Here is a 13,607-nt window from a genome sequence, read left to right on the forward strand (position 1 = left end):
GAGGAATTCGCGGCGTGTGCCATGCATGAGCTGGATTGTAGTTCATCGGTTGGCTGGCGTCATGCAATCGCGCCGACTGCGGTATGATGCTGCCCTGGCAGATTGAACTTGTGGAATCGCAGATGATTTTCGATTACGACTCATACGACTTTCGGAGATTGTTGCGGCGGTCGTTTATCTCGCTAGCGGCGGGGATAGCCGCCGCGTTGATCTGTTACGTTTGGGTGGATCGTCCGGTCGCGTATTTTGTCCACGATCACGGAATCAATCAGGTCCGCCTATTCAAATGGCTGACCTACCCGCCACCAGTGACACAGGCCTGGTCGCCGCTGGCGCTGGCGCTGTTGATGATCCGGCGCGCCATGGGACCACTGAGCCGATGGGAGCTTACACTCGCAGCGGCTTGCGTAAGCTTGTTGGTCGCCGATCAGTTTCGCTCGTCACTTGGCGATGTGTGCGGCCGCTATTGGCCAGAAACCTGGTTCGACCATAATCCCTCGCTGATTGGCAATGGCAGCTATGGTTTTCATCCCTTCGTGGCGGGCGACGACCTGGGCAGTTTTCCCTCTGGACACGCAGCGCGGATTCTGGGCATTGCCGCGGTGTGGTGGCTGATGATGCCGCGCAGTCGCTGGATCTGTTGCGCGATTTCGTTGCCAATGCTCCTGAGCCTGGTGGCCATGAACTATCACTTTGTGGGAGATGTGATCGCTGGCGCTACCGTGGGGGGAATCGTCGGCGCCTACGCGGTCGCGTGCGCGAATTCGATACGAACTAGCGATGAGCGAGCGGTCTAACCGATGTCCGGAGCGGACTGCATTGGCGGAGCGACCAGCAACTGATTGAGAATGTCGGCCACTTCGCGCACTGCCGGCTCGCGAAACATGTCGAGATGGGCGCAGGCGACTTGGTGCAGATCGACACCGCCGGCGGCCCACGGTCCCCAGCCAAGTAGAGGATCGGCGTGCATGGGCGTTGCCGGTTGACTGGCGCGCAGCAAGGTGAGGCGACGGTGTAGGGGTTGTGGGCGATAGCCGACCACGGCATTCATATTGGTCTGAAACACATCGTAGATGCGGCGAGTCTGAGCGGTGGTCGCGCCCGACAGCAACAACTGGGCGCGTTGGGCACGCAATTGAAAATCGGCAAGCTGCGCTTCGAGGCCGCGCTCCTTGAGAGTTTGAAACTGATCTGGCCGCTCGTTTGGGAACAAGAGGCCCAAGAGCGCGAGCAGATCATCTTCGCCAAACTCCTCGCCCGATCGCGGGATGGCGGCGTCGAAAAGCGCAGTGAACTCGACATCGTGACCGTCTTCGACAAGTTGTCGCGACAGCTCAAATGCGATGATTCCGCCGGTCGACCAGCCACAAATGCGATACGGCCCGGACGGTCGGACACCTTGAATCGCGCGAGCGTAACATTCGGCCATCGCCGCGATCGAATCGTGCGGCGCCGATTGGCCGTCGATTCCGAGCGCCTGCAAACCATAGAGCGGGATGTCGGCATCGAGATAACGGGCCAGCTCGAGATAGCAGAACACGGCGCCGCCCGCTGGATGCACGCAATATAAAGGCGTCTGCCTGCCTGTGGGACGAATCGGCACCAACACGGCGTCTTCTGGAGCTATGAGAGGACGGCGGAGCGAATTGGCCAGCAAGGACACAGTAGGTCGCTCGAACAATAGCGCTAGGGGCAAGCGGCGGCCGAACTCTTCTTCGAGCCGCGCGGCCAGCGCGACCGCTAGGCCCGAGTTGCCGCCGAGGTCAAGAAAATCGTCGTCTTTGCCCACAGGTTGGACGCCGAGCAGATCGGACCAGATGGCGCAGAGCCGCGCCTCCAAATAATCGTCTGGCGCGACATAGGCGGTCGAAGCATCGCCACGAGGGCGATACGCCGCCGGCAGCCGATGCTCCATCACCTGGCCACGGCCGTCGCGCGGCAAGACGTCGAGCGCGCGCCAGATCCGCGGCACGCATGGCTCTGACCAATGCTCGGCCAGTGTCCGGCGCAATTGATCGAGCAACAACTCGTGCCGGCCGGAAACAATCGCCGTTGTCGCATCGGCGCTCGGCACAACGAACGCCGCCAGTTGCGCGTCTCCTTGTTGATCGACTCGTGACACGACAGCCGCATCGGCCACAAGCGGATGCTGCAATAGCTCGGCAGTCATGTCGCGCGGCTCAACGCCATAGCCGTCGATCACGGTTTCGGCGGCCATACTGCCGCGAGGCTCGATCGTGCCGTCCTCGCGCAATACCCCGCGCATGCCGGTCGGACACAATCGAACCGCTGGATTCCAGGGATCGGCAATCGACTCGGCATCGGCTGACTCCGTCGAGGCGGCTTCCCAAATTTCGCCGCACAGTCCGATCGGAGCCGCACGACGTCCGGTATCGATCACCCGCGCAGTGTTTGTTGACGCGAAGCGCTGGCGCATTTGCCGCTCTCCAGCGGCGTCCAACAGCGCCAGGTCAGCTAGCCGAGCATCGGGGGCGCCGCGCATGTGACGCAGCAGCACCGTGATTTGCCCCAACAGCCGCGCAGCCTCCGAGCAAGTAAAGCGCTGTCGGTCGTACATCAATCGCAACTTCAATTCGGCGCCGGGTTGAACCACCAGGGTGATGGCATAGTTCGAGCTGGTTGTGCCCGTCAGCTCCGTGATTTCCAGGCCGCCAATGCTGAGCCGCGCGACATCGGCGAGCGGAAGGTTTTCGTACACCACCAAGGAGTCGAACAGCCGCCGACCCAATGGCAGCCCGGCGGCAAGGGCAATGCGGTCCAGTGAATAGTACTCAAAGGGGTGCATCTCCGACTGTTGCGACTGCAACTGCCGCAGCAGCCCGCGCCAGGGTTGATTCCAATCGATGGCCACTCGTAGTGGCACATTGTTCATCAGCGGCCCGACAATCGATTCGATCCGCGGCGCGGCGGCCGACCTCCCCGAAACAGCAGCGCCAAAAACGATGTCGCGCAGGCCGCTGTGGTGCGCAAGCAGCAGCGCCCAGGCCGATTGCACGATGGCATTTTGGCCCACTCGCTCGCGTGCGGCGAGCTGCTTCCAGTCGTTCGTCTCTTGCGCCGAGAAGCCTTGTTCGCACAGATCATGTCCCGACAGCGAACTGGTCTCGTGACGGTTCTGGTCCATCGGGATGCGCGCGGCCGGTCCCAAGTGCTCAAGTCGCATGCGCCAGTAGCGATCGGCCTCAGTCGTGTCCTGTTTGGCGATCCAAGTCAGGTAGTGACCCAGATTGCCTACTTCGGGCAAGCGCGGCCGTTCGTTTTGCCGTAGACTCTCATAACCTTGTAAGACGTCTTGAAGCACCAGTGGCAGGCTCCAGCCATCGGCGATGAGATGATGGCAGGTCCATAGAAACCACCAGCGCTCGGCGCCAAGCTGGACCAAGTGAAAGCGCGCCAGCGGCGCTTGCGCCAGGTCGAAGCCGCGCTCGCGGTCAGCCGCCAACAATTCATCTCGGCGGTGAGTCTGCGAATCCGGCGACTCGTCTTGCCAATCGAGCGGCGACCAACTCAAGGCGACTCGCTCGCGCACCACCTGCACCGGTTGCTTCAGACCTTGCCAGGCGAAGCAGGTGCGCAGCGCCGGATGCCGCTCGATGGCCAGCGCGCACGCGTCTCTCAAGAGCACTGGCTGGAGCGGACCATGAATTGCACAGTGGAATTGTTCGATCAACAACTCATGATTTCCGCCCGAAAGCGAGTGCGCCAGCATGAACTGCTGCAAGGGAGCGAGCGCGTAGATATCGGCCACGTTCTTCATGGGGCATCGCTGGCTGGGGCGCTATTGTCCGCGGCATCCAGCAGACGCGCGAGCTGATCGAGATCGTCCTGATCGGCGCCGGCCAAGGGAAAATCGGATGGAGTGGCGCTCCCTTCCTGCGAACTGGCGCCATGCGCGATCATGCTTCGCAACCGATCCAGAAGCCGTGCGAGCAAGCCTTCGATCGTCGCGGCGTGATGCACGTCGCTCGCATAACGCCATACGATGTGCAACTGCTTTCCGCGAACAAAGGCGACAATTTCCCAGAGATGCTCGCGAGGCTCGCGCGGCGCGCGATGGACGGCCATATCCGGCTCTACCATAACAAAGTCGCTGGCGGCAACTTCCGAATCGAACTGGCCGAGGTAGTTGAAGCTCACCTCTCGGCCAGGTAGCGCGGCCAATCGGGCGCGCGTGGCAGGAGCGTCGGTTAGCCAGCGCAATAGTCCGTAGCCGACACCACCATGCGGGACGGCACGCAGCGACTCTTTGATCGACTTGATCCACGAGGCGTCGGTTCGGTCGCGTGGGCGTTCAAGTCGCACGGGATAGAGAACCGTTAGCCAACCGACCGTACGAGACAGGTCGACGTTGTCGAGTCCGGCATCGCGTCCATGTCCTTCGAGATCGATGCCTACTGACTCCGCATTGGCGTAATCGCACAACGTGACGGCGAGCGCCGCGATCAGGAGTTCATACGGTCGAGTGCGATAGGCGGTGTGCGAGTCATACAACCATTGTGCTGTCTCGTCGGGGGAGAGCGCCGTAGTCGCGCAGGCTTCGCTGGCGACGTGATTGCCGCCTGGCGGCAGGTCGCGCGACATTCGAGCGTCCGCCACCTGCTGAATCCAGAAATCAAACTCGTCTTTTATCGGCGCCGAGTTCGCATAGGCGGTCAATGCGTCGGCCCAATCGGCTAGGGCGGTCGTCTTGGCGGGCAATTGAGGCGCTGCGTCCTGGGAGAGTTGTCGGCAGAGGTTTTGCAAGTCGTCGAGCAGTATGCGCCATGAAACGGCGTCGATCACCAAATGATGGGCGACAATCAGCAGGCGACTAGGACGCGCTGGCCCCAGATCGAAGCGCACGAACCGAATCAGCGGCCCGACTGAAAGATTGAGACCGGTGTGGATATCGGCGCTGGCCTGCTCGATGGCCGCGTCGATCTGATCTTCGCTAACCGATGCCAAGTTGATCATTTCCAGCAGTGGCCGATCGTCGATCGGAATACCGTTCGGCCGCCATTCGTCTTGGTCGGTTTGCTCAAATCGCACTCGCAGCGCGTCGTGATGTGCCAGCAACTTCTGTGCGGCGCGATCGAGAACGTCCGGGGTGGCGTACGGCGGCGCGATCAGCAGCACCGCTTGATTGAATCGACCAGGTTCGATCAAACCAAGGGAAAAGAACTCGTGTTGAATGGGCGTCAGCGGCATGGGACCGGTGATCGGCCCCTGGCGAGCGTGCGCGGCGTCGACATGCGTCGCCTGCGAGGCGAGCTCCGCTATCGTCTGAAATTGAAAAAGTTGTTTTGGCGTGAACCGCAATCCCAGGGCGCCAGCCCGCGAGATCATTTGAATCCCGCGAATAGAATCGCCACCCAATTCAAAGAAGTTGTCGTGAACGCCGACCATTGGCAGGCCGAGCACCTGACTCCAGATTTGAACGAGCGACCGCTCGACGCCGGTGTGCGGCTCGCCATCGACGACTCGCTTCGACACTTGGCGAAGGCTCGTGGCCGGTAAACGTTGACGGTCGATCTTGCCGTTGGGCAGGCGCGCCAAATGGTCGACCGCGACTAATGTCGTTGGCAGAACATGACGCGGTAGTTGCTGGGCGAGCGCACTGCGCCACTGCGACTCGAGCGCGGCGCCATCGTCGGTTTCCACATAGGCGATCAACTGCTTTTCGCCGCTCGGGTCGGGCGCCGCGACCACGACGACGTCGCGAATTGGCAGTTGGCGCCGCAATGCGGCCTCGATCTCGCCCGGCTCAATGCGATAGCCGCGCCACTTGATTTGTTGATCGCGGCGCCCGAGAAACTCGAGCGTTCCATCGTGGAGCCAGCGTCCCAGGTCGCCGGTGCGATACATTCGCTCGCCAGCGGCGCCGATGGAATCGGCCATGAAGCGTTCGGCTGTCAGTTCAACTTGGCGCCAATAGCCACGCGCCACGCCAACTCCCGCGATATAAATCTCACCGGCAACGCCGATCGGTGTTGGCCGGCGGAACTCGTCTAGCACATAGACGCGTGTGTTGGCGAGAGGGCGGCCAATCGGCAGTAGGCCGGTAGAACTGGGCCAGGCGTCGTCCTGAGCGTCGAACAGCGTGGTGGTGATGCTGGCCTCGGTGACGCCATACGCGAATATCAGGGGAATCTTGCCGCCAGTTGCGCGACGCCAGCGCGCGACGTCCGAACGATGAATGCTGTCGCCGCCCGCGACAACCGCCTTGAGATGCCACCCAACTTCCGCGCCGGACAATTCCAGTTCGTCGACCAGCGAAAGCCAGATCGGTGGCGTGAAGTGCAAGATATTCACTCGCTGCTCGCGCGACCAATCGAGCAGTGTCTTTCCCGACAGTTCGGCTGGCGCGGCGTGCATTCGCAGGGTCGCACCGCTGAGCAAGGTGGGAAAGATCTCTTCGGCGGCCGCGTCAAAGCTGGGAGAAAGATACTGCAGCACTTGATCGCCGGGCCCGATGTTCAGTCGCGTCGCGATCTGCAGCGCGTGATTGACTAGACCACGGTGTTCGACGGCGACTCCCTTGGGATCTCCGGTGGAACCAGACGTGTAAAGAATGTAGGCGAGTTGCCGCGGTTGCGAGATGTTACTTGAATGCGCCGGCTCGCCCTGCGCGACAGTAAGCTCATCCAGGAACAAGGCAGTGACACTGCCCAGCGGCAACCGCGAAGCAAATTCGGCGCAAGTGACAATCAGACTGAGCCCAGAATCGCCGATCATGTGCGCGAGGCGCGCGGCCGGATAACTGGCGTCAAGCGGCACATACGCGCCGCCGGCCTTCAAGATGCCCAAAAGAGCGACTATCAACTCAGGCGAGCGCGGTAGGCAAAAGCCAATCGGAGTCTCCAGGACAATGCCGCGCTCCAGCAACCGACTGGCGAGTCGATCGCTCAACTTATCGAGTTGCTCATAGGTCAAGCAATCGTCGTCCGAAATGACGGCAAGCGCCTGCGGACTGCGACGAGCCTGTTCGCTGAACAGTTGATGCAAACACGCCTCGTCGCGAAACGACTGACGCGTGTTGTTCCAGCGTTCGAGCGATAGCCGCGTTGCCACAGGGACCAGCGGCGCTTCGAGCGCCGGGCAGTCGAGATCGCCGCAAAACGATTCGAGCAGCATCAAATACGAGTCGAGCATTTGCTCGACCGTGGCGCCTTCGAAGAGATCGGGGTTGTAAACCAGTGAAAGCTGCAATCGATCGTCTTGCTGGTCCGCATTGAGTGTCAAGTCGTAATTCGAGATCGGGGCGTGATCGAAGGTGATCTCGCTGACGGTCAGATCGGCAACGTGCTGACCGCCGGCCGCGTTGTCTTGCAAGACGAACAGCGTTTGAAAAACGGGCGTTCGACTAGGATCGCGCGGCACCTTGAGGTGATCGATCAACTGCTCGAAGGAGAGTTCTTGATGCGCATAAGCGTCGAGTGTCACACCGCGCACTTGCGCCAACAAGTCGCGCAGTGTTGGCTGGCCGGACAATCCCACTCGGATCGGCAGCGTGTTGACGAAGAACCCGATCAAGCCTTCTAACTGCGCGTGATTGCGATTGGCGACTGGCGTGCCGACACACAGATCGCGGGCGCCGCTGTACCGCGCAAGCAGCGCGAAATAGGCCGCCAACAGCAGCATGAACAAACTGGTATTCTGTTCACGCGCGGCCCGACGCAGCGCGTCGAGGCGTGTGGCGTCGAGCCTGCGACGAACGGCGGCGCCGCGAAATGTTTGCGCGGCGGGCCGGGGATGGTCGAGCGGCAAATCGAGCACGCCGCCGAATCCTGTCAACCGCTTCAGCCAATAGTCGAGCGGTTGGGGCCGCGTGGTACTCGCCGTCTGCTGCCAGGCGGCGAAGTCGGCGTATTGAATCTCGAGCGGTTCGACATCGAGCGCTCTGCCCGAAACCAACGCCGCATAATTTTCGGCGGCTTCGCGCTGGAGAATCTTCATCGACCAGCCGTCGCACACAATATGATGTAACGTCAACAGCAGCACATGTTCGACCGGCGCGAGCGCAATCAGCTTCCCACGAATCAGCGGGCCTCGTTGAAGATCGAATGGCGTGAGGGCTTCCTGCTCGGCCATTCGTCGCCAGGCAGACTCCCGTTCATGAGACGATTGCGCTGCTAGATCAACACACTGGAGCGACCAGACAAGCTGATTGGAGACGATTTGTTCGGGACGGCCATCCAAGCCGCGAAAGGTGGAGCGGAGCACCTCGTGGCGCTGGATAACGGCCTGGATAGCCCGTTCCAATGCCGCTGGCTGCAACGGCCCGGTCAGCCGCATGGCGACGGCGACATTGTAAAACGGGTTCTGCGGTTCGAGTTGATCGAGAATCCACAACCGCTGCTGGGCGAAGGAAAGCGGAGTCGGCAGTAACGGGGAACGCTTGGGAATGACCGCTGCGCCGAGGGCGTGAACATTCGCGGCCGCGCCGCGCAGCCGTTCGAACAGGGCACGCTTGGCGGGCGAGAGTTGTTCAATCCGATCCGCGGGAGTGGGGGCCGTCACAACGTGCCTCCTTCGCTCAGCGAGACGGATGACGGACCGCCGCCGGTGGGCGATCTGCGGCCAATTCGCGCCTGTCTGGCGAAGCGCCAAAGCCATTGCCGGCATGACCGTTGCCATTGCTATTGGGTTCATGCCGTCGCGATGCCGCGGCGCGCGGATGGTCCGCCGTGGTCTGCGCCGCCGCGCCGCCTTGCTCCAGGCGCTGTAGAGCCTCTTCCTCCGAGATCGACTCGAGTTCGTCGAGCAATTGCCGCCCGGCGTCGATTTGCGCTGCTCGACGCGCGTCGATCCACTCCGCCATTGCGGCCACGGTGGGTCGCTCGAACAACTCACTCAGCTGAACTTGCACGCCAAACTCGACCGCCAGCCGATTGGCCAGCCGCGCGGCCATGAGACTATGTCCGCCGAGATCGAGAAAATGATCGTCGACGCCGACTTGCGAGATGCCCAGCACGTCGCGCCAGGCATCGACCAACGCCTGCTCGGTAGCGTTGCGCGGCGGCGCCAGAGGGGCCGAATGCTCGCTGCGTCCGCGCGGGGGCGCTTGCCAGACGTGCAGCACTGGTAACTCGCCACGCGCGAATAGATCGCGACAGGCGCGTCGTTGCACCTTGCCGCTGGTGGTCTTGGGGATGGCTCCTTGTTGAACGAGCACCACCGACTCGATCGCCAAGTCGTGCGCTTCGAGTACTGCCCAACGCGCGATGCGGGAAAGCTCGTCCAGGTCGCAACGTTTCGGACGCGCCACTTCTTGCACGACGACTACTGCTTCGCCGGCGGCGCCTTCGATCGAGAATGCAGCCCCTCCATACGACTTGAACGCCTCGTGACTAGCCTCCACAGCGCGCTCGACGTCCTGCGGAAAATAATTGCGCCCGCCGACGATCATCAAATCTTTGAGTCGGCCGCTGATGTACAGCTCGCCGTCGCGCAGAAACCCGGCGTCCCCTGTCCGCAGGAATGGCCCGGCGCCATCGGCATCGTGGGCGCCAAAGGTGGCGGCCGTCTCCGCCGGCGAGTTCCAATATCCGGAAGCCACGTTCTGTCCAGCGACCCAGACCTCGCCCACAACATTCGCTGGCAACCGGCGGCGCGACTGCGGGTCGACAATCGCAAGCTGAAGTTCTGGCACGACGGCCCCGCAACTGACAATTTGCCTTGCGCCCAGGTGGTCCTCTGCGACCGGCACAAGGCGATTGCGTTCGAGTTGATGCGCGTCGAACGAACGCACAGCCAGTGAGGAGTCTTTCGGAGAGCAGGCGACCATCAGCGTCGCCTCAGCCAGACCGTAGCTGGGACGAAACATCTCGCGCCGTGCGCCGAACGGAGCGAATGCCTCGCAGAAGCGCTCGATCGAGCGCGGGCGAACCGGTTCGGCGCCAGAAAGCGCCAGGCGCCAGCAACTCAGATCCAATCCAAGCCGTTCATCCGGCGTCGACTTGCGCACGCACAAATCATAGCCAAAGTCGGGAGAGGCGGAGGTGGTCACACGATATTCAGAAATTGCGCGCAGCCAGCGCAATGGCCGCTGACAGAACGACACCGGCGACAGCATGATGTTGCGCCGGCCGCTATACCAGCATTGCAAGATTCCGCCGATCAATCCCATATCGTGATACGCGGGCAGCCAAGAGGCGACGATCGCGTCGTCGATGTCGATCACCGCCTCGATCTGCGCCAGGTTGTGCAGTATATTGCCATGTTGCAGCATCGCGCCTTTGGGATCGCCCGTCGAACCCGATGTGTATTGCAAAATGGCCAGAGTGTCGCGACTGAGCGCCGGCGGCGACCAGCCGACGTTGCCGACATCCGCGATCTCGTTGGTGGCGACCAGCGACTCGACGCCCGGGATCGCGCCCAGCATCGCGCTGGCCCACGCCAGGTCGATTGAGGAACCGAGCAGTAGCGTGGCCTGCGAGTCGGCGACGATGCGCTCGAGGCGCGGCAATGTTCGCTGTACGCGCATCGGATCGGGCGGATAAACGGGAACCGCCACCATGCCCGCATAAAGGCAACCAGCGAGCGCGGCAATGTATTCCAATCCGGCGTCATAGGCGAGCAGGGCCCGCGCGCCGGGGGGCGCTAGCTGGCTCAAGCGCGCGGCGATCGCAAGCGCGCGGCGATCCAGTTCGCCGTACGTCATGTCTCGCGCCGGTTGCTCGTCGTCGACCAGGAAAGTGAAGGCGATGTGATCGGGTTGTTGCGCAGCGCGCGCGCGAAACACCTCGACCAGGCTAGCCGCGCGACGCCCAACCTCGCCGGCGCCCTGAGCAGGGAATTTACCGGCAGCGGTCATATCTGCTGTTTTCGAGAGTTTCGCATACATGATGTCGTACTTGAGATGTCAGCCTTCGCCTCGTAGCGCAACGGTGGGCAATAGTCGGGCCGCACGGAATGCGGGGTACACCGCGCCGACCATACCGATCAACAGCGCGAGCACAAGGCCTTGCAGCATAACCGTTGGCGACAAACGCGCGTCAACCATACCACTAGTCGCGGGGGCGCGACTGAGGGCGTAGGTAAACAACAAGGCCAGACCCACACCAATGACGGCGCCGACCACGCTCAATAGTCCGGATTCCAGGAGGATCATCCGCACAATGCGACTGGTGCGCCAGCCGATCGCTCGGAGCACGCCGATTTCGTGCGTCCGTTCGAATACGGAGACGATCATGGTGTTGAGCATGCCGATGCCGCCCACGATCAGCGCAATGGCCGAGGTGCTCCAGGCCATTGCCGAAGCGATGCGAATTTTGGCGTCGGTGGCAACATATTCTTCTGTCGGCAAGGCGCTAACGCCAAGTCCTAAAGCTTCGATTTGTCGCACGGCGTCACGGATCTCTGCGGCGCTGGTGGGCTTTTGCACTGTCAGATTGAACGCGGTCACGCGGCCCGTTTGCCCTAACAAGGATTGCAGGTCGGCGAGCGGAATGATGATGGCGCCGTTTTCAAAGATGTTGTGACGATCATAGATGCCGACCACCTGAAACTTCTCGCCCTCGTAAATCTCGATCGTGTCTCCAACCTGCTTGTCGAGGTTGCGAGCCAGGATTTGTCCCAACATCACCACGCGGCTTTCCTCTGGTTGGAACACGCGGCCGGTGATCATATTTTGCTCGGGTGAGCTAGCCGCGGCGGCTTGCAGGCCTTGCAGCACAACGCCATACACGCCTAAATCCTCCAGCGAAATCGAGTCGAGCAAGACGGGTTCAACCGTGGCCAAGTTCGGAATCTTGGCGATGCGTTCGCCCAACGATTGATCCAATTCACTGGTCATACGGTCGGTAGTGCGTGATCTGACAACGATAATGTCGATTCCTTGCCCTTGGTAGAGTTCGAGGAAGGAACGACGAAATCCTTCGGCGATGCCGACCAGCGCCACAACGGCGGCCACTGCGATGGCCATGCCGCTCACCGTGAGCGCCGATCGAATGGGGCGCCTCGCGATGTTCCTGTAGACAAAGGTCAAGAATCGCATGCGTCAGAGGCCATCGCGCTTTGCGGCATTGGTTTCAGGACATGGCTTCGCAACAGGCATTTCTGACGCCCGACGCGTGAATGCCGCCACATATCGAACAGGTCGCCTCATTTACGACGGTTCACCGGGTTTCCCAAGAATCAAAGTCGGTAAGCCAGCGGGGCGAGGTTGTACGATTCGGAAGCGGAGGGCGGGTTTCCTATTTGATGCCCAGCGCGGGTGTTTAGTTTGGCACGAAAGCGACAATTGTATCGAGCCACGACGGCCGCTGGCGACATTATACACGTGCCGAGTGAATCGCGGCCAATGCCGATGAGGGCGGAGCGTGCCCGCCCTAACGGCCGACGGCCGCTCGCTCCAAGGTGGGTTCTGGCTGCCAGAGATAGAGGAATGTTGGCAGCCGTGAGCGTTCCAGCCCGGGCATACTGAGGGGCAAGATGCCGCCCTGCACCGGAAAGTTGGGAGTGGTGTCATAGGGAGTGCGTGCGCGGTCGTGACGCCGATGTAAGACGATCACCTGTGCGCCCGGCGCGCCACCCATTTGCCCAGCGATCTGCACCGCATCGTCGAGATAGCCCATGGAGTCGACCAGCTTCAGTGACAGAGCCTGCTGCGCCGTGAAGACACGGCCGTCGAACACGATGGGTGGCGCCGCACGTAACTGTGGTCGGGAAGCCAGCACCATTTCGCGGAAACGAGCGTGATACTCTTCGGCCATGCGCTGCAGGATGGCGCGACCATCCTCGGTCTGCGCCTTGATGGGTGTGCCGAGATCGATGAATTCCCCCGCTTTGACGGGCACACCGGCCACATTGTATTGAGCCATGGCGTCTTCGAGATTGTAAAGATTCAAGATGACGCCAATGCCGCCGGTGATCGACGTGGGATGCACCATCACGTGATCGGCGGCGGTGGCCAGGTAGTACGCCCCACCCGCCCCCACATCGAGCAGGCAGGCGACAACCGGCAGTCCAGTTCGCGCCTTAAAGCCTTGCAGATCATGGCGCAGCATGTCCGATGCCGTCACACCACCGCCAGGGCTATTGATGCGCAGCACAACCGCGGCGTAACAGGGGTCTTTGCTAACGGCGTCCAGCTTTTCTCGAAACAGCGCAACCGGGTTTTCGCCGTCGCTGTATAGTCCCGTCATGTCTTGATTGAGTAGCAGGCCATCGACGTCGATCAACGCGATGCGCCGCGTGGTGGTGGCGGAACTGCCCGCCACCGGCATCGGCATCAGCGGCCCAAGATTCTGCGGCGACGGGCCAAAGACGTTCACGCGGCTATCGGTGACGACGCGAATGGGATGATGGCAGCCAGCGGCCAGCAGGAGCAGCGCGATGCTCCATATCATGTAGCCGCTGCGCAGCACGACCGCCTCCCTGCGTTGCCGAAAATCCGGAGAGCCGTCTCCGAATTGCTGACGTGGGACGGCCAGGGCCCTTCAGTTGCCTACCGATCTACCGCGCAGCTATCTCTATGTGTCGGTAACAGCCGCGGCAGAGTCCCAAGGAAAGCGCTGCGCCGCCTAATAACCCTTGGTCGATGGCCACTCGCATTGGCCCCTGCCAACGAATGTGTCGATCGTGCCGCTTAAGCGGATTGCAAC

Annotated in this window: 6 protein-coding genes; 1 reads left to right on the plus strand and 5 read right to left on the minus strand. The window is 61.7% G+C overall.

Annotation, left to right across the window (positions count from 1 at the left end):
- Nucleotides 1-122 precede the first annotated feature (122 nt).
- Complete coding sequence (locus tag K1X71_07345; protein MBX7072948.1) at nucleotides 123-797, plus strand: phosphatase PAP2 family protein; 675 nt, start codon at nucleotides 123-125, stop codon at nucleotides 795-797.
- Here K1X71_07345 and K1X71_07350 read toward each other — a convergent pair.
- From K1X71_07350 to K1X71_07370, 5 genes are all read right to left on the minus strand, one after another.
- The gene (locus K1X71_07350; protein MBX7072949.1) at nucleotides 794-3,778 is read right to left on the minus strand and encodes a hypothetical protein; all 2,985 of its coding nucleotides are present in this window, start codon (nucleotides 3,776-3,778) and stop codon (nucleotides 794-796) included. The two genes, K1X71_07345 and K1X71_07350, sit on opposite strands and share 4 nt — an antisense overlap.
- Entirely contained in the window at nucleotides 3,775-8,520 is a 4,746-nt protein-coding gene (locus tag K1X71_07355; GenBank protein MBX7072950.1) for an amino acid adenylation domain-containing protein, read from the minus strand. Before K1X71_07355 ends, K1X71_07350 begins: the two co-directional genes overlap by 4 nt.
- A 16-nt stretch (nucleotides 8,521-8,536) precedes the next feature.
- On the minus strand, nucleotides 8,537-10,846 hold the full coding sequence (locus K1X71_07360; protein ID MBX7072951.1) for an AMP-binding protein: 2,310 nt from the start codon (nucleotides 10,844-10,846) through the stop codon (nucleotides 8,537-8,539).
- Nucleotides 10,847-10,864: 18 nt separating this feature from the next.
- Nucleotides 10,865-11,926, minus strand: coding sequence for an ABC transporter permease (locus tag K1X71_07365; protein MBX7072952.1), 1,062 nt, complete (start codon nucleotides 11,924-11,926; stop codon nucleotides 10,865-10,867).
- 406 nt (nucleotides 11,927-12,332) lie between these two features.
- The gene (locus K1X71_07370; protein ID MBX7072953.1) at nucleotides 12,333-13,340 is read right to left on the minus strand and encodes a S49 family peptidase; all 1,008 of its coding nucleotides are present in this window, start codon (nucleotides 13,338-13,340) and stop codon (nucleotides 12,333-12,335) included.
- Nucleotides 13,341-13,607 lie beyond the last annotated feature (267 nt).

This window comes from Pirellulales bacterium (genome assembly GCA_019694455.1).
In the GTDB taxonomy this organism is placed as follows: domain Bacteria; phylum Planctomycetota; class Planctomycetia; order Pirellulales; family JAEUIK01; genus JAIBBY01.